General features: G+C 48.3%; 27 protein-coding genes and 1 tRNA gene. 19 read left to right on the top strand and 9 right to left on the bottom strand.

What is annotated here, in order from left to right; all coding sequences use genetic code 11:
• Window positions 1–75: 75 nt before the first annotated feature.
• The gene (locus QXU03_02085; protein ID MEM2170534.1) at window positions 76–660 is read left to right on the top strand and encodes a TMEM165/GDT1 family protein; all 585 of its coding nucleotides are present in this window, start codon (window positions 76–78) and stop codon (window positions 658–660) included.
• A gap of 332 nt (window positions 661–992) precedes the next feature.
• On the opposite strand, the gene QXU03_02080 is transcribed toward QXU03_02085, so the two are convergent.
• Window positions 993–1,553, bottom strand: coding sequence for a hypothetical protein (locus QXU03_02080; GenBank protein MEM2170533.1), 561 nt, complete (start codon window positions 1,551–1,553; stop codon window positions 993–995).
• A 674-nt stretch (window positions 1,554–2,227) separates the two neighbouring features.
• Here QXU03_02080 and QXU03_02075 point away from each other — a divergent pair.
• From QXU03_02075 to QXU03_02060, 4 genes are all read left to right on the top strand, one after another.
• On the top strand, window positions 2,228–2,563 hold the full coding sequence (locus QXU03_02075) for a rubredoxin (GenBank protein MEM2170532.1): 336 nt from the start codon (window positions 2,228–2,230) through the stop codon (window positions 2,561–2,563).
• Window positions 2,564–2,600: 37 nt separating this feature from the next.
• Complete coding sequence (locus tag QXU03_02070) at window positions 2,601–3,668, top strand: family 1 encapsulin nanocompartment shell protein (GenBank protein MEM2170531.1); 1,068 nt, start codon at window positions 2,601–2,603, stop codon at window positions 3,666–3,668.
• Window positions 3,658–4,122: a ferritin-like domain-containing protein gene (locus tag QXU03_02065; GenBank protein ID MEM2170530.1), complete on the top strand. Its 465-nt coding sequence runs from the start codon at window positions 3,658–3,660 to the stop codon at window positions 4,120–4,122. The genes QXU03_02070 and QXU03_02065 overlap by 11 nt, the downstream gene beginning before the upstream one ends.
• Window positions 4,123–4,200: 78 nt before the next feature.
• Complete coding sequence (locus QXU03_02060) at window positions 4,201–4,995, top strand: ZIP family metal transporter (protein ID MEM2170529.1); 795 nt, start codon at window positions 4,201–4,203, stop codon at window positions 4,993–4,995.
• Window positions 4,996–5,055: 60 nt separating this feature from the next.
• Here QXU03_02060 and QXU03_02055 read toward each other — a convergent pair whose 3' ends face one another.
• Complete coding sequence (locus QXU03_02055; protein ID MEM2170528.1) at window positions 5,056–5,541, bottom strand: ferritin; 486 nt, start codon at window positions 5,539–5,541, stop codon at window positions 5,056–5,058.
• Between the two features lie 338 nt (window positions 5,542–5,879).
• On the opposite strand from QXU03_02055, the gene QXU03_02050 reads away from it, so the two are divergent.
• Complete coding sequence (locus QXU03_02050) at window positions 5,880–6,164, top strand: hypothetical protein (GenBank protein MEM2170527.1); 285 nt, start codon at window positions 5,880–5,882, stop codon at window positions 6,162–6,164.
• Between the two features lie 95 nt (window positions 6,165–6,259).
• Here QXU03_02050 and QXU03_02045 read toward each other — a convergent pair.
• Window positions 6,260–6,334, bottom strand: a tRNA-Pro gene (locus tag QXU03_02045).
• 55 nt (window positions 6,335–6,389) lie between these two features.
• Window positions 6,390–7,394, bottom strand: a complete 1,005-nt coding sequence (locus QXU03_02040; GenBank protein ID MEM2170526.1) for an SIS domain-containing protein — start codon at window positions 7,392–7,394, stop codon at window positions 6,390–6,392.
• A gap of 61 nt (window positions 7,395–7,455) precedes the next feature.
• On the opposite strand from QXU03_02040, the gene QXU03_02035 reads away from it, so the two are divergent.
• Window positions 7,456–8,124: a hypothetical protein gene (locus QXU03_02035; protein MEM2170525.1), complete on the top strand. Its 669-nt coding sequence runs from the start codon at window positions 7,456–7,458 to the stop codon at window positions 8,122–8,124.
• Here the strand turns inward: QXU03_02035 and QXU03_02030 are convergent.
• Both QXU03_02030 and QXU03_02025 read right to left on the bottom strand, forming a co-directional pair.
• Window positions 8,110–8,577, bottom strand: coding sequence for a hypothetical protein (locus tag QXU03_02030; protein MEM2170524.1), 468 nt, complete (start codon window positions 8,575–8,577; stop codon window positions 8,110–8,112). The two genes, QXU03_02035 and QXU03_02030, sit on opposite strands and share 15 nt — an antisense overlap.
• 13 nt (window positions 8,578–8,590) lie before the next feature.
• Window positions 8,591–8,842, bottom strand: a complete 252-nt coding sequence (locus QXU03_02025) for a hypothetical protein (GenBank protein ID MEM2170523.1) — start codon at window positions 8,840–8,842, stop codon at window positions 8,591–8,593.
• Window positions 8,843–8,987: 145 nt separating this feature from the next.
• Here QXU03_02025 and QXU03_02020 point away from each other — a divergent pair, with 145 nt between their 5' ends.
• Window positions 8,988–9,818: a DUF2258 domain-containing protein gene (locus QXU03_02020; protein ID MEM2170522.1), complete on the top strand. Its 831-nt coding sequence runs from the start codon at window positions 8,988–8,990 to the stop codon at window positions 9,816–9,818.
• A 50-nt stretch (window positions 9,819–9,868) separates the two neighbouring features.
• The gene (locus QXU03_02015) at window positions 9,869–10,900 is read left to right on the top strand and encodes a tyrosine-type recombinase/integrase (GenBank protein MEM2170521.1); all 1,032 of its coding nucleotides are present in this window, start codon (window positions 9,869–9,871) and stop codon (window positions 10,898–10,900) included.
• 1 nt (window position 10,901) lies between these two features.
• Here the strand turns inward: QXU03_02015 and QXU03_02010 are convergent, their stop codons facing one another.
• Window positions 10,902–11,366, bottom strand: coding sequence for a hypothetical protein (locus QXU03_02010; GenBank protein ID MEM2170520.1), 465 nt, complete (start codon window positions 11,364–11,366; stop codon window positions 10,902–10,904).
• Window positions 11,367–11,472: 106 nt separating this feature from the next.
• Between QXU03_02010 and QXU03_02005 the strand changes: the two genes are divergently transcribed.
• The 3 genes from QXU03_02005 (at window position 11,473) to QXU03_01995 (ending at window position 14,852) form a co-directional block, all read left to right on the top strand.
• Complete coding sequence (locus QXU03_02005) at window positions 11,473–13,068, top strand: hypothetical protein (GenBank protein ID MEM2170519.1); 1,596 nt, start codon at window positions 11,473–11,475, stop codon at window positions 13,066–13,068.
• Window positions 13,025–14,467: a proline--tRNA ligase gene (proS, locus tag QXU03_02000; GenBank protein ID MEM2170518.1), complete on the top strand. Its 1,443-nt coding sequence runs from the start codon at window positions 13,025–13,027 to the stop codon at window positions 14,465–14,467. Before QXU03_02005 ends, proS begins: the two co-directional genes overlap by 44 nt.
• A 121-nt stretch (window positions 14,468–14,588) precedes the next feature.
• Window positions 14,589–14,852, top strand: a complete 264-nt coding sequence (locus QXU03_01995) for a hypothetical protein (GenBank protein ID MEM2170517.1) — start codon at window positions 14,589–14,591, stop codon at window positions 14,850–14,852.
• Window positions 14,853–14,880: 28 nt separating this feature from the next.
• On the opposite strand, the gene QXU03_01990 is transcribed toward QXU03_01995, so the two are convergent.
• Complete coding sequence (locus QXU03_01990) at window positions 14,881–15,564, bottom strand: diphthine--ammonia ligase (protein ID MEM2170516.1); 684 nt, start codon at window positions 15,562–15,564, stop codon at window positions 14,881–14,883.
• 161 nt (window positions 15,565–15,725) lie between these two features.
• On the opposite strand from QXU03_01990, the gene QXU03_01985 reads away from it, so the two are divergent.
• A complete protein-coding gene (locus QXU03_01985; GenBank protein MEM2170515.1) occupies window positions 15,726–16,193 on the top strand; it encodes a DUF61 family protein in 468 nt (155 codons plus the stop codon).
• Between the two features lie 127 nt (window positions 16,194–16,320).
• On the opposite strand, the gene QXU03_01980 is transcribed toward QXU03_01985, so the two are convergent.
• Window positions 16,321–17,025 carry an MBL fold metallo-hydrolase gene (locus QXU03_01980; protein MEM2170514.1) on the bottom strand — a complete coding sequence of 235 codons (705 nt, stop codon included), beginning with the start codon at window positions 17,023–17,025 and terminating at the stop codon, window positions 16,321–16,323.
• A 143-nt stretch (window positions 17,026–17,168) separates the two neighbouring features.
• Here QXU03_01980 and QXU03_01975 point away from each other — a divergent pair, with 143 nt between their 5' ends.
• From QXU03_01975 to QXU03_01950, 6 genes are all read left to right on the top strand, one after another.
• Window positions 17,169–17,474 (top strand): hypothetical protein, encoded by a 306-nt coding sequence (locus QXU03_01975; protein ID MEM2170513.1) that lies wholly within the window; start codon window positions 17,169–17,171, stop codon window positions 17,472–17,474.
• Between the two features lie 10 nt (window positions 17,475–17,484).
• Entirely contained in the window at window positions 17,485–19,452 is a 1,968-nt protein-coding gene (locus QXU03_01970) for a hypothetical protein (protein MEM2170512.1), read from the top strand.
• Window positions 19,453–19,521: 69 nt separating this feature from the next.
• Complete coding sequence (locus tag QXU03_01965) at window positions 19,522–20,010, top strand: ATPase (protein ID MEM2170511.1); 489 nt, start codon at window positions 19,522–19,524, stop codon at window positions 20,008–20,010.
• Between the two features lie 65 nt (window positions 20,011–20,075).
• A complete protein-coding gene (locus QXU03_01960) occupies window positions 20,076–20,672 on the top strand; it encodes a V-type ATP synthase subunit E (GenBank protein MEM2170510.1) in 597 nt (198 codons plus the stop codon).
• Window positions 20,669–21,598, top strand: a complete 930-nt coding sequence (locus QXU03_01955) for a hypothetical protein (protein ID MEM2170509.1) — start codon at window positions 20,669–20,671, stop codon at window positions 21,596–21,598. Before QXU03_01960 ends, QXU03_01955 begins: the two co-directional genes overlap by 4 nt.
• Window positions 21,582–21,929 carry a V-type ATP synthase subunit F gene (locus tag QXU03_01950; protein ID MEM2170508.1) on the top strand — a complete coding sequence of 116 codons (348 nt, stop codon included), beginning with the start codon at window positions 21,582–21,584 and terminating at the stop codon, window positions 21,927–21,929. Before QXU03_01955 ends, QXU03_01950 begins: the two co-directional genes overlap by 17 nt.
• The last annotated feature ends 41 nt before the right edge of the window (window positions 21,930–21,970 follow it).

The following is a 21,970-nucleotide window of genomic DNA, read 5'->3' as shown; positions in this document are numbered from 1 at the left end:
GCACCACGCCCTGATCCGTTACTACGGTACTCAGCGCTCCACTACTTTAAAACCCGAGAACTATATACAGTACGGGTGCGTGGTGTGGACCCTATGCAGGCAATTACCGTGATCAGCAGTACGACGGGGGCAGTGTTCCTAGCCGAACTCGGCGACAAGACCATGATCTCCACTGCAGCTCTAGCCATGCGAACTAGGCGCTTCGCGGTCATTTTAATACTCTCTACGTTAGCCTTTACGGTAGCCAATACCGTAGCGGTCATGGTTGCGTGGACCCTGAGATACGTGATCAGCAGGTTCCTGGTCAACGTGATTGCAGCTGCCCTGTTCATCGGCGTAGGGGCTTGGATGCTCGTCGGAGACGGCGAGGAGCCCGGAGAGCTCCGTAAAGGGCTGGCACCATACTTCCTCGCCGTCGTGCTCGCTGAAATGGGTGACAAAACCCAGCTCACGGTATTTACGGTCACACTGGCTACGGGGTACCCGCATTACGTGTTGATAGGCGGCATCGTAGGCTACGCGATGGCTAACGCCCTCGGAATAATCATCGCCAAGATCATTGGTAAAGGGGTGCCGTGGTGCAAGATGAAAGTGCTCGCGTCAACGATACTGGTTTGCATAGGGCTATGGTTACTCATAGAAACATTACTGTCTGCGTAGTAAGAAGCTCACAGAACACAGCGGAGAGTAAAGTACCTTCAACCAGCTCCTTTCGGTTAAAGGCATTTCCCAGAAGGCGGTACTCTCCGCGGATTCATAGGCTCTACGAGGCTTGCATTTTCGCGGAAACGGATACTTTACGCGTTACCGAATGAGCACCCATATTCTCACCTAGTTGTAACTTAGAACGAGCTAGGTACCGGGATTTAATAATATCATTATCCTTTAGGGCGTGAGAGTTCCGCAACGACTCTCGTAACTTCCTAGGGAATACGAGTTAGAGGCTCTGACCTCGAAACCCATTACCATCCAGGATCAGGGCCTGCACGCCACTAATATCTAATCGGTACAACATGGGTAACGCTGGTAATAGTGCCCTTGTAGCTGAGGTTCATAGTCAGGGTTATCGTAGTTCTCATGAAGTAGTCTGGCCTGGGGTGGAGTGGTACGAACTCGAGGGTCAACGTGGCGGGCATGTCCATGCTATCACACTCCCACACGATTTTCCAGCCGTCCTGATAGTACCTCACAGGGTATTTCATGGTAGTATGTAGCCAAGCTAATTCCAGGGACACTTCTCGTGGCGGCTCGAACTCTATTCTCAAACTCTTAATTGTAGAGTCGTCGATGTGTGAAATGGAGATAAGAAGTGGTAGGCGTGTCCCGTAGTAAAGGGGTATGCGAACGTAGATAGTCCCAGCATCTTCTCCACCTACATAGATATCCGCTGTATAAACGAGAAAATCACTGTATCTCTCAAAGCCTTTCCCCTCAACACGGACCCCAGCGGGGGTAGGTGGCGATGGTAAAACCAGAATAACGGTAACGGCAAAGACTACGAAGACCAGGGCAGCCAATAAAACCCCTAGCGGCATTTTGCTAGGTTTCTTCATGTACTCACCTAGACCACAGATCCGAAATAAAGCGGATCTCCTAATAAAATTTCCACCAAGCATGTAGTCTTGCCCGTCCAGCTTCACTAGCTTCGTATCTAAGCTACTTTATTCACTTTCTTCTCGTATCACCTCGGGGTAGCAGGATGGGTACCTCTTCTCATAGTGGAGTGCTACTTCGAGAGGGGTTCAGCTCTAATGCTAGTTCATACGGGTTGATTTCCTCGCCTCGTTTTTGTTCCCCTGCATCGGTCTCGGGGTTGCATCACCCTTAAAGGCGTTCGGGGCGACCCCTGACACTCCGCACCTTGGTCTGTTCTCGAGGAGAGCCCACACCTCTTCTACGGGGCTCTCACCCCCATCGAGTAGTCTTCACACACCGATCTATACAGTAGCACTTATGAACGCTTCCGCTACATTCATCAAGCACTACAAACCAGTAGAGACTGAAGTTGCTTGAGGCGCCAGAGACGGAGGTGCTCCCTGGGACACTAGTAATGCGCCTAATATAAAGAACGCCCCTGTGCTGGTTTTCGTGGGTTTATAAACAGGCCAACCTAACGTGAATAGCTAACAGTAAGCTAAGAATTTACAAATGATCACAGCGTGTTCGCGTTTTAAACAGTTAAGTTTTTAAAGTGCCCCGTATTATATAATCTTTGAGGTGAAATGACGTGCCTTTCTGGAAATGCCAGATTTGTGGATACGTCTTTGAAGGTCCACAACCACCGGATAAATGCCCCAAGTGCGGCGCCCCCAAGGAGCAATTCAAGCAACTTTCAGAAAAAGAAGCGGAACTCATCACGAGGTCCAGGAGATCAAACTATCTTCACATGAAGGCCTTGACGCTTCTTAGGGAACTACTTAACGTGGCCGAGGAAATAGCCCAGGATAACTTAGACCCAGCATGCGTGAAGATCGCGGGCGAGGAGAAGGAATTCGCCACGGTGGCCATTCAGAAGATCATGGCCGAGCTAGAAGCCCACTTGAAAAAAGGCAAGTGGGGTTAAAGAGGCACACCTCCACGAATGCTGGTGAACGGCCTTGATGTCCAAGAACCCCCTGGACCTGGTTCCCGGTAAAAAGCTCTCTAGGGAAGAGGTTGCGGAAGCCTTAAGGCTTTCAATCATCGCGGAGCTAGACGCCATCAACCTCTACCTTCAGCTATCTAGGGCGGTAGACGATGAGAGGTTTAAGAAGGTTTTTGAGGACATAGCTCGCGAGGAGAAAACGCACGTTGGTGAATTCTTAGCTTTACTTAAACACCTCGATCCCGAGCAGGTAGAGGAGTTAAGGAAGGGCGAGGAAGAAGTCAAAGAGCTGGCAGGAGTAAAGGCACCTGGTCCTGGAAACGGCTCGACAGCGAATAGCCCTAGTAGAAACGGTGGTTTTGAAGAGACTGTTGTGCGCGAGGTTAAGAAGCTAACGGGCTCCGCGAGAGTATTAACTAAGAAGCTACCTACAACCTTGATTGGACGAGGCGCGGACTCCGTTTCAGTGGAGCGTGCCGGTGAAAAACTCGAGAGAGCGATCATCCCACTCTGCGAGATAAGCCACCGATTTATAATCTCCCAGCGAGCAGTAGACTACTCGGCTAAGACAGGGCAGCACATCGAGATGCCGGGTGCCATTGGCGCTGCCCTAAGCCTAGCAACCGAAGAGGACAGGGCTGTAACTGAGACTCTGCTGAGAGAAGGCAAGATAAGGCTACCACTAGGTACGTGGGATGATCCAGGCGCATCCGTAGTGGACATCGCTAAAGCGGTGTCAGAGCTCGTAGTACGCGGTTTCAGGCGACCCTACATGCTAATTATTAATCAAGCGCGTTACGTCAAGCTACTTGCCGTTAGCGAGAAAACCGGCGTAACGGATCTCGAAAGGATTAAGATGCTCGTAGACGAGGTTGTAGTCTTCGGCGGTGTGCCGGAGGATAAGGCATTAGTCATCTCGGCTACGCCAGATGTGCTAGATGTTGTCTATGGGGGTGATGCCGAGGTGGATTATCTCGGCCCAGAAGATGGTTACCACGCATTTAGGCTCTGGTCAACGATGGCTGTGAGGGTTAGAAATCCCGACGGGATAGTCGTAATGGAGGTTGTGCGAAGTGGACATTAGAGAACTGCTCGAACTCGCACAGCTCGAAGAGACGTACGCCAGGGAACTTGAAAAGCTGGCTCAATCGATCAAACACCCCGCACTGAGGGCCCTGCTCGAAAGCATCGCCAAGGACTCTGAAAAGCACGCATTGATGTATAAAGCTATGACAGAGCTAATAATAAAAACGCAGCCATTCATTAGCGAAAAGGAGTATGGTGAAATTGCCGAAGTAATGGGCAAGCACATAGAAACGGAGATGAAAATGCTTGAAAAGGCTAAGGACATTCTATCATCAAGTGGAGACCCCAGGATAAAGTTGCTGGTCTCAGCGATAGTAGACGATGAGACTAGGCATCACAAGCTACTACTAAGCATTAAGGGCAATATAGCCGAGGCTGAAACCCTTACAGAAGAGCTACTATGGCAAATGATCTGGAAGGAGAGCCCCTGGCACGGGGCGCCAGGTGGCTAGCAACCAGCATCATGAACGCACCCCATTTTTATTTTGTTCTTAAGCAGGTATCTCCCGGTCAGTAGGTGGCAGCTACTATTGGGCCCGGTAGACCTACTCGTCGCGGGCATTCAGGAGATAACGACCTCGCTAGTAGTTCAAGCGTTTTTAGCGGCGTGTATAGGCTTCCTACTCACAGTCGGCGGCGCGCTCCCAGCCCTTGTGGGGATTGGAGTACGCGAGAAAACACTAGCATATGGTATGGGCTTTGCGGCGGGCACCATGATCTCGGCTTCCTTTACTTCCTTGCTGATGCCTGCTTTAGAGGTAGGAGGAGTGATCCCAGCTACAGCCGGCTTCCTCGTAGGTGCGTTGGTCGTTCACATCGTAAACAGCCTATTGCCGCACGAACACGTGACCAGGGGGTATGAGGGCCCCGAGAAGCTTAAAAGGAAGCTAAAAGTAGCCTGGCTCATCGCGTTTGCAATGATAATTCATAACATTCCCGAAGGCGCAGCCGTAGGAGCAGCCATGGTTGAGTCTACTAGGGGCGGTGTTTTACTCGCCATAGCTATAGGCATACAGAACATGCCCGAAGGGCTAGCCACAGTCCTTCCCTTAATTTCTCTTAAAAGAGACCTCAAGCAGGCTATAGTCCTAGTAATGCTTAGCGGAGTCGTAGAGCCGGTAGCGGCAGCGGGCGCTGCAATGCTAGTCACCACTTTCAGAGGACTTCTTCCATACATGTTATCGTTTGCTGCCGGGGCAATGATGTATGTTGTAAGCCACGAAATTATACCAGAAACCCATGAAGAGGGGAGAGAAATACGGTTTACTGCGGGTTTAATGGTGGGGCTTATACTAATGCTTGTGCTAGACGCCTACTACGGTTAGCTTTATGGAGCGCCTTTGGGGTATGAAAAGGGGCTAAAAAGCACTTGAACTCTAGTAGTCTCATTTCCTCTCGGATAAGACCTTATCTAGTGCTAGTAATGCGGCAACGTTGTCTTTGATCATTTCAACCTTGTTCAGCAGATCGAGTGCTTGCTCCTCCTCCTCAACCTGCTCATTCACAAACCACTGCAAGAACGCCTCCGTTGCCTTATCTCCATGCCTCCTAGCTAAGTCCACCAGGTTCCATATTCTTTGTGTGTTCGCTCTCTCCGCCTCGTAGAAGTCCCTGACCGCCTCTGAGACGCTGTTCCACTCCTTTTTCGCTACCGTCACGTCTTGTAACTCTACGCGTGCTCCCCTCGCATTTACATACTCGTAGATCTTCATGGCGTGTTCCAGCTCTTCACGGGCCTGTACTTTGAAGTAATGAGCGAAACCGCTCAGTGATGCGTGATCGAAGTGGGCCGCCATTGCCAGGTAAAAGTACGCGTTCCTGAGCTCCTGGTTTAACTGCTTATTCAACGCCTCTAGAATCTCCTGATCCATCTAACTACACCCCAGTAATAATGTAGTTTGCGTGGTAATTTAAGTATCGCCATTTACCTACTTGAACATCCGTGTACGCCTAGAATGCAATTCGAGTTAAGTATCCGCGAAGCCCTTCACGGACTACCAGGTGTCGAGGCAAGTACTTAATGGTGGGGCATCACTATTAAGCACTAACACCGAAAGCCAGCGCTCGGCGGTCTCTCAATTCTATTAACTACCAGTACCGGCTGTTCTCCATAGGTGTAAATAAGGCACTTAAAGCATTCTAAGCAGAGGCTTTAACGCCGTTTACATTAAATGAGAACGGGGTACTTGCGTGTTGCGTAGGTGGTGCAATGAGTGGGCAGGACCTCGAAGAACTACTAATTGATGCGATAGAGGCGTACAATAGGTATAGAGGAGCGGAAGCTCAATGCCGTCTAGAAAAAGTCGAGGACAACGAGGCTATCGTGAGGTTTGAAGGCTCCTTTTGCCTAACGTGCGGTGTGATCGACTGGGTCGAAGACCTCATTTATATACTTAAAGGCCTCGGAGTTGAAGCTAAAATAAGTAGTGTTGAATACCATGTAGATGAAGGTTACCTAGTGGCCAGAATAGTCTTCACTTCGGTTAGAGTTTAAACCTCGCGCAAATTCTTTTATCCCTCTAACCTGCATGAGAGGGCGGATTGCAAAGTCCTCAACCGGGATGGGAAGGCGAGCTCAACACCTTACAATGGGGCCGCGGGGATTTGAACCCCGGGTCACGGGGGCCCAAGCCCCGCATCCTAGCCAGGCTAGACGACGGCCCCTTAGTCCAGTAATCTTCTTTCGTATCGAGGGTTTTAATACTGATGTCGTAAAACACTATTCGGAGAAGATCTCCCTTACGGACCTCTTGTACAGCAATATGCTTTTCGTCTCGGCCGGATCAAGTAAACGCCTTTCTGCCAGCTTTACACTTGCAAGTCCTAGAATCAGGCTTCCATACATTAGCTTTTCTAGCATGTTCCTACCGCGTAGTTCGAGCCTAAAGTAAACGGCGTTGTTTTCCGAGTAGACCCTCTCCATGAAGTTTACGAGTTTCACCCCAACGGTGTTCTCGGGATCTACGATTTCCAGTACCCCGTATTTCCTGTAAACCGGCTTCTCGTAGCCTACAATGTCGTTGTGCATCCACTCCGGGGCCACGTCTACTTTAACTACGAGCTTGCTGTTCTCGTTAAACTCGTTTTTACCTCTAATAGCGAGTGCCTCTAATGGGCTGTGAGACGCTATAACCGGTAACCTTGACCCGAGGACAACGTCTACGAAGAGCCAGTTAGCCAGGTTTTCCGACACCTCCACACACTCATCCATGTACTCCTCCAAGAACTCTACGCTGGCACTTGCCTCACCTTTCGGGACCACGGGGTAGCCGCTGGCATCGAGTACTCCAAGAACGCTGTAGAGCATTGCGGGCAGTGACACTCGAGGTAGGAGGCCTTGGGGTAGCGGTATGTGAAGCAAGTTGTTTTTTAGAGCTTCCTCTCGAAGCGCGCCACCGCTCGAGACCGTTATAGCTGTTACGCGTTTTCTAAGGGCATGCCTAAGTGCGAGAACGGTTTCGAGTGTGTCGCCACTATAGCTTACTGCGATAAATAAGGTACCCCTGTCAATAAAGCCTGGAACGGTGTGCGACTTGACGACGTAAACGGGTATAGTGCCGCTCGCCGTTGAGAGTACCTGTAAGTAGTCGCCAACGATTCCACTACCACCCATACCGGCTACAACCACTTCGTCGAACGCCCCCTTCACGGTATATGCCCCCCAAAGAGCGATCGCCTGCTTTACTTGCACGGTCCACTTGAGGTACGCGTCTAACACGCCCACACCCCAATCTAATTAACTACTCTACATGCATTATTAGTTAGACTGCCGTTGAGGGGCATTCATGCCAGAGACGGTGGACATATTAGAGCAGGTTTTATGCGAAAAAAGCATTATAATATCGCGTAGTTTAAACGCCATGCTTAAATTCGCGTTTACTCTAATTTCAATAGCCCTTAACCGCGGCTTAAGGGTCTTAGTCGTGGATGAGCGCGGGTACCTCGAACGTTACGCACCGTTAGAGCTGATCGAGAGAATTACGGTCACGAGTGACCTCGAGAACGCGTGTATCGATGCAAGTGCCCTGGTGGTAGCGTACATGCCGAGAAGCCTTCGCGGGTTAACGCATTGCAAAGCAATGAACGTAGTGGTCTTTACCAGGTACTTTGGGGTACGTAGGCTGGGCGATTATGTGAAGTATCACTTGAACCGCATACCGGGAACTAGTGAGTACGCGTTAACGTGCTACGAGAGGAGCATAAGTGCCAGGATCGTGCTGGAGCTAGGCCGCATTAGGGTAGTGGGATCCCCGCCAGGTATTTACGGTAAAGCGTACGACGCCTTGAAGAACGCCCTGGTAACCTACGGCGAAATGAGGGTAAAAGACGCTGTTTTGGTGGTTTCAAAAGAGCTAGGTGTGGATAAAAACCGTGCGAGAATGATCCTGATCGCGCTAGCTAGAAGAGGTTACCTCAAAGTTGTTAAGGGCAAGGTGACGTTAGGTGTAGGCTAGTGATTCGTCAAAATACACTTTCATTAGCCCGAGTTTTTTGAAAACTATGTTGATGTAGTCGTCTATGATGTTCCTAGACACGCCTAATTTCTCAGCTCTCGATATCACGATGCTCTCAACTATAGAGTACTTTTGGTACCTCTCATTGAGCTCTTTCCACGGAATGTTGGTCATGGCCCTGACCACGTCGTTGTCCACTGGGAGAATCCCCGTTTTCATCATGAATGCAAGTACTGGATATCCCACGTACCCCCTGTGAATAGTTCCATTATCGTTACTATAAACTCTATACGCCCCGGAGTCTCCGGGGACCAGGACTACCTTGTACTCGCGGTCACCCATGCTGGATCTCACGATGGCTTTGCTATTCGAAACTATCAGTATGCGACCGTCGCCTATAGCTCCGGCCGCTTCTAAAACTTTTATTCTAGGAGGCTTTAGAAGGAGTTTCACGATCTCCACCACGCTAGTAACTGGAAACTATGAGTGGATCTTTCGAGATAACTGTACCCTTACCTTTAATGCTCTGCCCAACACCCAGCTTTAAGAAATTCTCCGCCTCCTCACTCCCCGGCTTGACGTAAAAATACCTTTCCTCCCCTTCTACCTCGCCATACATGTACAGCAGTAGCTCTCCGCGATCATCATACTCGAAACTAATAACGATACCGGAGTACATGACTTCACGTTTCACAAAAACCGCCCTCCCAGTAGACATGATTGTTAAGTTCTATTTTATCATTTATCTTATAGCATTTAATTCCGCTCCCCGTGGGCGTTACCATTACCACCTACGTCGCTACTTGGCGTTTTGCAACTTTATATAGATGGGCTTAACTACTGTTAGTATTGGTGAAAAATTCTTGGGCGCGGATCCTCAAGCCGAGGCGAAAGAGCTGAGTAGTGGGCTAGTAATAGCGGGAGCGTACTCCGGCAAGATCAGGAGAACGCTGTTTGCTCAGCTGAGAGATGTCGTTAAACAGGACAAGGAGTTCACTAAGGAGATCGCGCGTGCCTCAGCTGAACTAAACGTGGTTTTATTCAATATTCTCGTCAACGAGCTGAAGATTGATAAGGGTGACGTGGTCAGGGTGAGAATAAACTATTCGCTAGATCCGCACAATAGGAGGATTGTGTGGGATTACAACTCGCTACGGGTAGAGGCCTTTAAGAGGGTGCCTGATGAGCAGGTTACGAGAGCTGTTTACGACATTGTGAGGAACAGGCTTAGCCACATACTAGAGACGTTTAGATTAGCCCCCAAAGCGGTAGAGGAAGCTGTAAAGGCCTTCGAAGTACCGGAGGAAAAAGCCGAAGAAGCTATTGGGCCCCCACCGATACCTCCTCCACCAGCCATTCAACCGGGGCTCGTAAAGCTCTCAGACATTGTGGGTTCGGCGGATGTGATAGGCGAAACAATAGATGGAGGCGTGCTCGTAAAGCTGACGAGTAGAGAAGGGCAGTCCATAGGTATAGTTACAATATCTCCTAGTGGTGATGAGGTGCTAATCGACGCGATCGTCGTTTACGGCGGTGTATCTAGAAGGTACACCGCGAGGTCCCGAGGTAGAGTTGGAATGTTCGCCGAGGAGCCGAGCAGGGTTGTGGGAGAACTAGAGAAAGTCACCCCCGTGGAGTTACCAAGAGATCAGGCGGAACTACTTATCCGCGAGAAAATGCAGTCACTCCTCTAAACAAAGCTTTTTAGTCCATGCTTTAAGCTTCGCTCTTTTAAAGCAACCACATGAGCAATTTACTCGAAGGGGCATTAGTGCCGAAACTCGATCTAGGCGAGGCGCCGGACGGCGTACTGGAACTAAGTAATGAGGACATACTGAAGGAGTTCGAGTCCACTTTACGGGCTGCTGGCGCATCCAGAGAGACCATTAAATCGTACATGGCCGCGATAAGGGATTTCATGTCCTTTACACGTAATAAACCCCTCCGAGAGGTCACCGTGAGAGACGTCATCGCGTGGAGGAATGAAAGGCTAGCTAACGGGTTCACAGGAGCTAAGACTAGTGATAAGTACAAGTGGCAGGTAACGCTCCACTATTACAGTGTACTGTTGAGAAGGTTTTTCAAGTGGCTTGGTTTGCGGATAAGAGTGCTGGGTACTAAGAAGTTGCCAGCCCGCGTAGATGCCCTAAGCGAGGAGGAAGTCGGTGCATTGCTTGCCGCGGCCAGCAAGCCGGTGGACAAGTTAATAGTTAGCCTTCTCGTGACAACGGGCCTTCGGAGTAGAGAGTTGCTCAACCTAAAGGTCGAGGATGTAGACCTCGGTAAGCAGATCATAAGAGTACGGTCAGCTAAGTACGGTAAAGAACGGCTCGTAACAGCCCCTCTCGAGGTATTCGAATATCTAGGTGCGTGGATCAAACTTAACGGGCTCCAGCCTGGAGACAGGTTGTTTAAGATATCCTACAGTGCACTCTACAAGAAGCTGAAAAGGCTGGCGAAGAGGGCAGGCGTAGACCCCTCTAAGACTAGGCCGCACGTACTTAGGCACACCTTTGCCACTATAGCTATCAGGCGAGGCATGAGCCTAGCCAGTCTCCAGAGGCTACTAGGGCACAGCGACATTAGGACTACGCAAGTCTACCTTCACATAACCATAGATGACATTAAGCGTGAGTACGAGGAGAAAATCGGGGGCTCAATAACCAGGTCAAAACCCTGCCCCGCGTGTAATAGGCCTATACAGCTAGACGCGCTATTCTGCCCGTACTGCGGAAAAGCGGTGGGAGAGCGCATTGAAGGCGTAACAGTGGGCTGAGCTACGAGAGGTTCACAAGTCTCGCCACGACGATTCTAGGTATAACCTTGTAGTTAGGGTTCTTAGACCTATAGGCCTCTACCAGGCCTTCACCATCCTGAACGGGGTACAGGTCTTCGTATTTTTCTAGCGTGCTCATTAGCCCCTCCTCGAACACGATTATGTAAACCGGGTTAACGGGGATGCTCCACCTCTCCCCAGAGTACTTTATCTCGAATAGCTTACTCAGAAATGCCTGATCATCACTGTAGCTCTCGCTCACGACGGCCCTGTAGTACTGGGTAATGTAATGGGCGACAACGTACGCGACCATTCTACCGTTCATGTACACCTTCAACGTCGTGATCTCGCTATGGTCCTCCAAAACAGCGTGGGGTCCGCGCTCGACTACGTAACCGGCTTCGCCAAGCTTCCTTATGAAATTTTCCAAGTCCTTTACCTTATCGAACTCCACCAGTTTAGCCATAGAACCGGAACCCCACGTTTCTAGTGACGAATTACAGACCGTGACATCAGTGTACTTAACGGTTAATCAGCTTATATAAGCCAAGTAGTAGAAGGGGGATGGCGGTTTGCAATTACAAAGTATACTGCCTGGTAGCGGCGCTGAGAAACGCGCCGTTGAACACATTGTAAGTACGTTACGCAGTATTGCAGACTACGTCAGTGTGGTGGATGTCCCGGTCTATGCGTGGAACTGGAGATGCACCGTCATCGCGGATGGTAAAGAGTTACCGTGCGTGCTACTACCTTACAGCCCTCCTGCGAAGTTGAGCGTTAGGCCTGGTAACGTAGTGTCCGGGGATCTCAACGGGTTGCTGGAAGCCAATATTGAGGGGAAATTCGTTCTCATAAACTACCCTGGAAGAAATGAAGAGCTCAGGTTAGCGGTCTACCTGCTCAGCAGGAAGAATCCCGTTGCGGTGGCCTTGGTGACCCCCAGAAGTGGGCTTTTGAAGGCAGATGTAGCACTAGGCACGCCCGGCTACACTTACTTGCCTACAACGCCTCCGAGCGTTCCGGTCCTGTGCGTTGACCTCGAAGTGGCGAAGCTCATTTCTACAAGTTACGTGGATGTAGAGGCGGAGTCCAATATTGCGAGAGGTACAGCTCGAGTGGTTGTGGCGGGCGTAAACGGCAACAGTGAGCTGGAAGTCCACATAACATCTCACCATGACACGATAATAGGTGGCATTGAAATGACCTCCACGAACATGCTACTTTCAATGGCGAAGCAATTAAAGGGGCAGGAGCTTCCGGTGAACGTAACGATGATCTCGTACACAGCGAGAGAGGTGGGAGACCTCGACCTCACCGAGTACCACTACACGTGGGGGGAGAGATACTTACTCAGAGTGCTTAAAGGCAAAGGGGTGCTTGAACGAGTGCTGTACGCGATCGCGCTAGGACCGCTTCAATCTAACGGAGAACTCGTAGTTGCTGCGCATCCCATATTGAGCAAGTATGTTGAAGATCTGCATGTACCGGTCAATTACAACCACTTCCTCCTGGAAAGCCACCCCTACATGGAAATGGGGATTCCAGCACTCACATTGATGACCCCGAATTCACTACTATACCGCAATTCCACTCACGGTCTTGGTTATAACCAGGAAAAGCAAGGAGTACTGGTGAAAGCAAATAACGTGATTTCAATGCTACTGAAGAACGTGAAACCCTCCGAAGACTGGATCAGGCTCACGTGGAGGCGTATCTTAAATGCCGTCGACGAACAAGGACTAGAACTACGCAAGGAAGTTACGCGGTTAACCGATATCGCTAGGTTTCACGGCGTGATTAACGGCTTGAGGATCACAACCAGGTCAGCGTACTCCCTGGTAGAACTAGCCTGTACCCGTCCTTTTAGAGTATACGTACACTCATCCCTCTTTGCTGGGTTATCCCGAAGCACGCTGAGCGTTCTCGAGGAGATCACTTCCACGTGTAATGGTGAAGTGCTGGTGGGTGACGGGCAGGGTTATAGGTTTCTAAGGCTAATGCACGGGTTCAAAGAAACTTTCTCGAATTTGTACGTGGAGTACTTAGTTAAAAGTTTAAAGACCGTTGTAGATAATGAAATCAGTAAAGCGATTTGCATGCTTCAAATAGCGAGGTGTATTGAACTTGGCGAAGAAAGCGATCGGAATAGACAAGTACGAGAAATTTGATGAGTGGTATCACGCCGTTCTGAGGGAAGCAGATATAGTCGATATAAGGTACCCCGTTAAAGGCATGATTGTTTGGCGGCCCTACGGGTTAAAGGCGCTTAGGTTTACTCAAAGAATACTTATCGAGCTACTTGAAAAGACCGGTCACCAGGAAGCATACTTTCCGGCTTTAATACCCGAATCCATTTTCGCGAAGGAGAAGGACTTTTTAGAAGGGTTTGGTGGAGAAAGCTTTTCAGTGGAGGGTACAGGCACGAAGAAGTTTAGTGAAAGGTTCTTCATAAGGCCTACAAGTGAAACCGTGATGTACTACATGTGGAGCCTTTGGATCAGAGGGCGCAAGGATCTACCACTGAAGATGTACCAAGCAGTAAACATTTTCCGTTATGAAACGAAAATGACGCACCCAATACTGAGAGTTAGGGAAATTATGGGGTTCATAGAGGCCCACACGGCGCACGCAACTATGGAAGAGGCTGAGAAGCAGATTGGGGAAGCAACAAGCATCTACAAGGAGTTCTTTGACAGGCTACTCTTACCTTACTTCATAGTCAAGACGCCGCCGTGGGACACCTTTGCAGGTGCAGAGTACAACTATGACTTCATAACCGTGATGCCTGACGGTAAGGGGCTAGAACTAGGTAGTGTAATTAACCTGGGACAGCGCTTCGCCAAGGCATTTGATATAAAGTTTATGGATACGGACGGTAGCACTAAGTACGTCTACCAGACGTGTTACGGTGTCAGCGAGAGGGTTCTCGGCGCCGTGATCGCCGTACACGGAGATAGCGTCGGACTCTTTTTCCCGCCTGAAATCGCGCCCATACAAGTTGTTATAGTGCCTATCGCTAAACCGGATGACAATGAAGTGCTAGGTTACGCTGAAAAGATAAGGGGTTATCTTGAGAGCAGGAATGTCAGGGTGTTCTTAGATAAAGACCCCGAACATACACCTGGGTGGAAGTACTATTTCTGGGAAATGAAGGGAGTGCCAACGCGTCTCGAAATCGGTTCTAGAGAGGTGGAGACCAACACCGTTACAGTAGCTAGAAGGGATGGAGGTCCGAAGATCACCGTTAAGGTCGAGGAACTATTAAACACCTTACACCTAGTATGGAGAGAAATAAACGATAGCCTAAGGCAAAGGGCACTAGAGCACTTGAAGAGGTTTACATATATAGCAGAGAACTGTAACCAGCCGCTCAGGGAATTTAAGGGGCTCATAATAGCCCCATGGGATGGGAGTAAAAAGGATGCAGATGAGTTGGAAAAAGCCTTCGGTAAAGACGTACTAGGGGAGATAGTGGAATCCCCTATAACGCTGTCAAGCACTTCGAATTATACAACATGTAGTGGTGGAAAAGCAGATAGGCTAGCTCTTCTGGGAATAACGTACTAGAGGGGCCTGGCGTAATAGCCTGCGACTTAGTACGCGCTACAGATTCGCGTAAACCGCAATGGTGTTCTTGAGCGCTCTTAAAGGAATTTAAGGGGTAGCAAGACTTATTAAAACACGCTTAATGGATGGTACCATGAGCGAGTACTTAAAGCAACTCAAAGTACAGCTCGTAGGCAAAGTACCTGGTGTAAGGTTCCACGATATCTCGCCATTAGAGCTGAGCATTGCGAGAGAAGGGTTCCCAGAAGTAAGGATAAGGGATGAAAAAGACCACGTAGTAGTCAGAATCGAGAACCAAGTGTACAAGTACGATAAGTGGTATACAAAGCCAGAGCATTTAGCTGAGACGCTCAAAGTATACTACATGAAGCAGTCTTCAGCATAAATGTAAGAGCGAGGAAAGCACTAATATGCTACTTTTTGGCAAGAACAACTTTTTCCACTTGGAAGTAACCTTCGAACTCGGATACGACGACTCTTTTCCCATAGATGACGAGCCTGTACTTAAATAAAGGGGCGTTTACAGCGAGGGTTTCTGCTTCACCACCTTCAAAAGAGATATTGAACCCGTATTTCTCGGCGAGCTTCATTAGCTTTTCCAGATCGTTAATGTCAAATACCTTACCTAGCAAGTAATGCGGTATACCCATGGACGTTATGGAGATAACCATGAACTCGATGCCACTGCCGAGGAGCTCTTTCATGTACTCTAGTTCACTAATACCCCAACAAGGCGCGTAGATCTTTAAACCAAGCCGGTTGGCAACCTCGTTGAACACCCTGAGCTGGAACCGGCTTTTAACGCTCCCCGTTACTATGGTACCAACGCCATACTTCTTCTTAACTCTGCCAAGTAGGTGCTTTAAGGCCTCAACCTCGTACTCCGGGTTATAGAGCCCGATGGTTTCAAGGGGTGTTGAAAGCGCCTGTGCCTGCGCTAGTAGACTTAAGTAGTTCGGTTGATGGTATAGCATCGAGTACTTATAGTGAGGTGTAACCGTAGCAAGTGCCCTTACCTCTAAGCCTTCCTTAACTGCGCGGTGCAAGGCATAAACGGAATCCTTTCCACCAGTGAACAGCACTACTGCACTACTCAATTTATGGCAACCTCTTAACTACCACCTAGAAATCCTTCTTGTCGACGGGTCTACTAATCTTTATACCTAGGCCTCTCTACGCTCGCAAAGCGCAGTACATGGTAGTGAAAATTAAGTACCGAATTTAAAGCTGTATTACCAGTGTCTATATAGGGGGCATTTTGATTGATGTCGTTGAAAAAATGTTCCAAGCGGAATTAAGGATCGCAAACAAACACCTACCGGTAACTAGGAAAAGTCTCGCACAACTTCTAAGTGAAATAGTGCCTCATGTTGTCTGCAGGGACGGGTCCGTTCACGTGTTTAGACGCAGTGAACTTAAAAAGCTTAGAGAGCACGTGAGGGATGAGGAGGCTCAGCAGATCTTCCTCCCCATCATCATACATGTTAGAGCGGACATGGACACCCTAACGGGTTTCGTAGAAAACGAGCTCGAAGCCACGGTCATTAGGCGCATTTTAGGATTAGAACATCTCCCAGAAGGCAAGCCCAAGAAGCTCTTTCTCTATAAACCTCAGCTGTATGAGTTAAGGTACAGGTTTTCAACTATATTTCAAATAGCCATTGTAGCGGACCTAGACTCCGTAGATACTCCACCAACCGATAGCTACTCGCTCAGTCCTTTGTAAACATTCCTCGAGCCGAACGATGCTATGAGGTCCTCTACGCTCGTTGCAGTAAGAGCTTATTCGCACTAGTGGGCTCTGATGATGTACAACGAACAAGTCTAGTTTTCCTCAACGACGAGGGGCATCACTACATTCTGAATTCATCACCCGTAGAGAGTTCTGCGACCTCCACTAATCCCGTTTCCCTGAGCTTATTGACGAACTCGTTGCCGCTACAGTGTAGTGGAATAACTAGTCTCGGCTTAACCACGTCTATTAAGTACTTAGTGTAAGACTCCACTATGGTGCTGGGCGCGTTTGCTAAGTGAAATCCACCAACGATAGCGTATATCCCTTTGCGGAGGAACTCGGATATGCTGGACAACGCTGTCACCCCCGGATGCATGCACCCGGAAAGAACCACTAATCCTTTCCCATGTTCAAACACCATGAAGTGTTCATATGGCGGTCCATAAAAGGGCTTAGACAGGTAAACTCCTTCGCTTAGCTGGGTCCACGCTCTTACCTCTCTGGGTTTGAGACCATTCCGCGCGAAAAGCCTACCGAGGGACTCTGAGGCTCCGTAGGGTATGAACACATCTGTAAATGGAGCTTCCGCGGAAATGTAGCGGTAGCCTCCGTAGTGAGGTGTGTGCTCGTGCGATACTACCACGTAGTCTACAGTGTCTAGACCAATGCCCAGTTCCTTGGAATTGTGCTCCAACACGCCGGGATCGATACCCATTCCAAATAAATAGGATTCTAGGTTTCTCACAACGAGGATTGAAAGCGAGTGCTTCGCGACGAGCCCTTTCCTGCCTATCTTATCATCCGATATTACGGTAAGCTCCATGGCGCCCTCTGCAATAATTCATTATAATACGCTTTAAACTGAGAAGGCCTAAGTAACTGTAATCGACCCGTGTACGGGATAAAGTTTTTAACGCTAACCTGCTACTAGGTACTATGACAGGTAGCAGGTAATAGGGTAACGCTATGAGTAGTGTTATTGAAAGCATAGAAGCTGAAGCTCTGAAGATCATTGAAGAAGCGAAGAAAAAAGCTCAAAAAATAATCGAGGATGCAAAAGCTAGAGCTAGGGAGATTTTAGAAGACAAGAGCTACCTGAAGGACCTTGAAAGCTACAGAATAGAGCTCGAAGAAAGGTTGAAGAAAGAAGTTGAGAAAATCATCAGCGAGGCTGAGACAGAGGCCGCTTTAATAAGGCTTAGTAGCTCTAGGAAAATTAACGTCCTAGCTAAAAAGATCGCTTCTACAGTTGCAGGTGTAGAAGTAGAGTGAAGGGAACTTTATGGTTGAAGCCAAGAAGCTGTTTCTATCAGAGCCGGACTTCGCGGTAAAGACGTACATTATTGCTCCCCACAACTACTTAGACGCTGTTTCAACGAAGCTACTTGAACTTGATGTTCTTGAGGTCATAACGCCCGAGAGGCCAGAAGCGTACAGGAAGGAAATCGAGGAGATCGCCGAATACTACAGCCTCTTAGAGAACGGGAGAAAGCTCTACGAAGAACTTACACTACAGTTAGAAGAAGAAGTCACCGTTGGAATCAAGTACGTCCCCCAACCAAGTGAATTTAAAGAACTCGTTAGAAAGCTCGTAGAGAAGCTTAACACGCTGGCTAAAGAAGTGAAGGGGTTAAACGAGCTAGCCATTTTATTGAAGGGCGAGATCGAGCAGTTAGAGCTGTTCAGGTCGCTGATAGCTGAGGTTTTAGGTAAGCAGCCGGAAGCAGATACCTCGTTCCTGAGATATAGCGGTAGCGAAATAGTCGTAGAGACCTTTCAGGGCTCTCCCGAGCAAATAACGCAGTTACAAGAGAAGGCTCTGTACACGATAGCGCTAGTTTCGAAGGGCGAGAAGGCGCTAGCAAGCTTAGTCCTCACTAAGCGAGACTACAACAGGGTTATAGAATTCTTACCAAAAGGAGTAGAGCGGTTAGAGATCGTAGGGAGATACGGATCACGTAGTTTAAAGGAGGTTATGGAAAAGGTCGGTGAAGATTTAACGAATTGTAAAAACAAGTTAGTGGAAGTAGTGTCCAGAAAAAAGGACATTATCAAGAACGGCTTAGAAGACATAGCGTTGCTGAAGGTAATCCTCGACTTGGAGTACGAAAAGGTGAAAACCCTATACGAAGCCGTGAAATCCCACTTCGTCGCCATGATAATAGGGTGGGTACCGGGATCTAGGAGAAAACTAGTCGAAGACCTGGCGGAAAAGTATCCTGTTCAGGTAGTGTTCGAAGAGGCGGCTGAACCACCAGCGGAATTCAGTAACCTCAAGTTGTTCAGGCCCTTTGAGCTAATAACGGAAATGAATGGAGCGCCTGCAAAGACCGACTGGGATCCCACACCTCTCATTACGTATGCATTCGTGATCTTCTACGGGCTGATGATGGCTGACGTAGGCTACTCCTTAGGGCTCTTAATAGCTGCGAAGTACGTGCTTCCACTACTTGTTGAAGACCCCAACTCGGAAGGTGTTAAAAAGCTGCAGAAAATGCTCTACATAGGGGGATTCAGCGGCATAGTGATGGGAATACTGTCTAAAAGCTTTTTCGGCGAACTCTTAGGTAAGTATATCCCGTTGCCTCAGCAACTAATAAATACCATGGACGCCACGCAGTTGATTGTTCTAAGCCTGGTAATGGGGTGGGTATGGATCTTTCTATCCCACGTATTGGCATTAGTGAAGAACATCAAAAAACTCCGTGACGTTTACGGAGCACTCTTCGAGCTCTCAATTATCATGATAATGGTGCTGGGCACGCTTATGATACTGCACATAATGTACACCAATAGGATGATCGCAAGAATAGACTTTGTTGAGAGCAACTACAATATAATAAAAACGCTTCTCATTGCCGCAATAATCGTGCTCGTACTAAGTAGAATAAAGATTACGGGGCCTTTAGGGGTGCTTTTATGGCTGTTTGACATCGTGGGGATCCTAGGAGATGTATTCTCATTTATAAGAATAGCTGGCATCGCACTAGGCAGCGCGATACTTGCATACATTTTCAACTGTATGATTGAAGGAGCAGTAATTATGAATATCGGGTTAGGGGTTTTAGCTGCGATCGGATTACACTTCTTCGCCTTCGCGTTAACGCCTATAAGCCCATTCGTGCATTCGCTAAGGTTATGTATACTTGAAATATCGTCGAAGTTCTATGAAGGTATGAACAGGAGGTTAAAAACGTTAAGGGCATACGTGCCCTCAAGGCTTACCATAAGTGGCCATAAAAGGACGTGATGTATACTGTTCTCACAATGATAAAAGCTTAAAACTTCTCTCTAAATGCTTCATACTGGGTGAAAAATTATGGCTTTTGACATAGGTACAGCAATAGCTTACCTGGGTCCGCCCATAGCTGAAGGCCTAGCAGTAATGGGAACAACCCTAGGCATACAAAAAGCAGCATCGGTAGGCCTCTCGGTAATCTCTGAAGATCCGAAAATGGTAGCCAGGGTATACGCGCTAGCGTTCTTACCAGCTACGCAAACGATGGTATACGGCCTCGGCTACCTATTCCTAGTATACTCGATGCTTAAAACCTATGTAGAAATGCATGGTAACGTGCCGCTACACGTAGCAATGGGCTTGTTGGGGCTGAGTATCTTCGTCGGGCTAGCGGAGTTCGGATCTGCGTTGAAACAAGGTGAAGTTTGCGCTGATGGTGTAGCACAGCTAATCAAAACAGGGGGTAAACTGTTTCCATCCACGATAGTGCTGGCCGCGTACGAAGAGCTGTTCGGCATACTAGGGCTTGCCTTCGGCTTCCTAATATCTTCAATGCTACTAGCGGTTTAGTGTTTCATTTATCTAACAGATTGCCTCCATGCACTGGTGTAACGCGTGTACAAGGCGCATATACGATGTCGTCAGAGCTGAGAAGAGCTATCTTGGGCAAGGCAGAGGAAGAAGCAAGAAAGATAATCCATAGTGCCGAAGAGGAGGCAAGGAGAATCGTTGACGAAGCATACAGGTTAAAGCAGCAGGAAATAGTCAAGGAAAAGGAAAAGGTTGTCAAGGAAGTGAATTACGAAGCTAGAATCGCAGAAGCCCGTTTAAAGGCCCGGATGCTTATAGCCGAAGCTAAAAGCAATATGCTAAAAATGCTTGAGAGCTCTGTGAGGGAATACTTAGATAGATTAAACCCGCAACAGCGGGAACGATCGCTCTCAAGCCTCATGAAAGAGGCCGTCAGGGCACTGCTAGAAGATCTCGGCGCGGGCAGTGAAATCGTGGTATATGTGTCAGGAGCGGACCTAGAAACAGCTAGGAAAGTTGCAGGCGTTATTTCCACGGAGCTCGGCATACGCATCGATATTAGGGAACTAAACATCTCGGGGGGTGTAATAGCCTCTTCACTTGATGGAAGCGTGATTGTAGACAATAGCTACGAAGCGAGACTGAAGAAGATCATTAAGGCGTCCCTCAGCGAGATTAGTAGAGAGGTATTCGGCTTATGAGCTTTAAACTTACGAGAGAAGGAGCCTATGGGCATGTCTCGGTACTAATAGCCAAGTCGCCTAATCTGGCCCTACTTTCAGATATTGTAAAATCCAGCGAACCGGCTGACATACAAACAGCCATATCTAGGGGCATTGTTAAACCGGCTTACTCCGTGCTTTTGCAGACCAAGACTCTAGGTGACGCCGAAGACGTAGTGTACAACTTCTACCGTAGCTTGTTTAGCGAACTAGAGAGCTTCATGCCGTTGCCATACAATAGCTATGTGAAACGCTTCATAGAGATATTCGACTTAGATAAAATAGCCTCAGTAGCCCTTTCAGCTGAAAGGCGCAAGTTGGAGTTAAAATACTTTATGGGGTGTTTAGCGCCTTTAGTAGAGTACCTAATACACGCGAAAAAGCCACCCAAGGAATTCTCTCCATATATAAGCTGTCTAGGTGTAAGCGGGGGGCAGAGCGTGCTTGACACTGTGAGGTGCCTTATCAAAGTATATCTTGAGAGGGTTGTAGACATACTTAGCAGTGTCGCTAGGCTGGAACCCGTGGAGAACAGCCGTAGAGTGTTCTACGTGTTTTCCCTACTGAGGTTTTACAGGTACGTTGTAAACTCCAGGTTACTGAAGGAGATGTGCGATGTTGAGCTGAAAGATTTTGCCAAGAGAGTGAATACTCCGTCTAAGTACATTCAAATAGCTGTCGAAGTCGCAGAAAAGTTAGAAAAACACGTCAAGGAGGATCCAACGTTATTGACCGTACACGAATTAAAGGCCGTATATGAGTTATTGAAGCACCTCCTATATACACCCCACTCGCTTATAGATAGACTTACCTATCTACTTGTACACAAATACTACGAAGTTCCTTTCATTAGGTACTTAGCGCTACACAAGTACATAGGGGGGGATCGTGCTCTCACAGTTTAGGGTATCCGGGAAAAGGATCGTCGCGATCGTAAAGCCCGATCTTGCACCGTTGATAAGGATCCTAGGCATCGAGGATGTGGTTGAAGTCTACAATGAAGCTGAAGTCCTTGAAGTCTTTAAAAGAATAATCATGTCCGAGAATGTTGGCATCATACTGATACAAAAACGGCTCGTTGAGGGGGCTCCAAGCGACGTGCTCGAAGACGTTCATTCTAGGCTATACCCAGTATTAATTACCTTACCGGATAGCGTGGAAGATCTAAAAAAGAATCCCATAGAGGTCTACAGGGACCTAGTTAGAAGGTTTATTGGGTTTGAAGTACATCTGTGAGGTTCAATAATGGAATCTCAAAACTTTTATACGGCTTGACC

Source organism: Desulfurococcaceae archaeon (assembly GCA_038845865.1).
GTDB lineage: Archaea > Thermoproteota > Thermoprotei_A > Sulfolobales > Desulfurococcaceae > UBA285.
The sequence above is the reverse complement of the archived record's forward strand: the minus strand, read 5'-3'. Positions and strand labels throughout refer to the sequence as shown.

Bases quoted from the DNA above. Each gene is read 5' to 3' on its own strand.
- QXU03_01970 (MEM2170512.1), top strand. From the start codon at position 17,485: ATGGTTGAAGCCAAGAAGCTGTTTCTATCAGAGCCGGACTTCGCGGTA.
- QXU03_01955 (MEM2170509.1), top strand. From the start codon at position 20,669: ATGAGCTTTAAACTTACGAGAGAAGGAGCCTATGGGCATGTCTCGGTA.
- QXU03_01960 (MEM2170510.1), top strand. From the start codon at position 20,076: ATGTCGTCAGAGCTGAGAAGAGCTATCTTGGGCAAGGCAGAGGAAGAA.
- QXU03_02080 (MEM2170533.1), bottom strand. From the start codon at position 1,553: ATGAAGAAACCTAGCAAAATGCCGCTAGGGGTTTTATTGGCTGCCCTG.
- QXU03_02055 (MEM2170528.1), bottom strand. From the start codon at position 5,541: ATGGATCAGGAGATTCTAGAGGCGTTGAATAAGCAGTTAAACCAGGAG.
- QXU03_02025 (MEM2170523.1), bottom strand. From the start codon at position 8,842: ATGTCTACTGGGAGGGCGGTTTTTGTGAAACGTGAAGTCATGTACTCC.
- QXU03_02035 (MEM2170525.1), top strand. From the start codon at position 7,456: ATGCCAGAGACGGTGGACATATTAGAGCAGGTTTTATGCGAAAAAAGC.
- QXU03_01980 (MEM2170514.1), bottom strand. From the start codon at position 17,025: ATGGAGCTTACCGTAATATCGGATGATAAGATAGGCAGGAAAGGGCTC.
- QXU03_02015 (MEM2170521.1), top strand. From the start codon at position 9,869: ATGAGCAATTTACTCGAAGGGGCATTAGTGCCGAAACTCGATCTAGGC.
- QXU03_02010 (MEM2170520.1), bottom strand. From the start codon at position 11,366: ATGGCTAAACTGGTGGAGTTCGATAAGGTAAAGGACTTGGAAAATTTC.
- QXU03_02070 (MEM2170531.1), top strand. From the start codon at position 2,601: ATGTCCAAGAACCCCCTGGACCTGGTTCCCGGTAAAAAGCTCTCTAGG.
- QXU03_02050 (MEM2170527.1), top strand. From the start codon at position 5,880: ATGAGTGGGCAGGACCTCGAAGAACTACTAATTGATGCGATAGAGGCG.
- QXU03_01975 (MEM2170513.1), top strand. From the start codon at position 17,169: ATGAGTAGTGTTATTGAAAGCATAGAAGCTGAAGCTCTGAAGATCATT.
- QXU03_01995 (MEM2170517.1), top strand. From the start codon at position 14,589: ATGGATGGTACCATGAGCGAGTACTTAAAGCAACTCAAAGTACAGCTC.
- QXU03_01965 (MEM2170511.1), top strand. From the start codon at position 19,522: ATGGCTTTTGACATAGGTACAGCAATAGCTTACCTGGGTCCGCCCATA.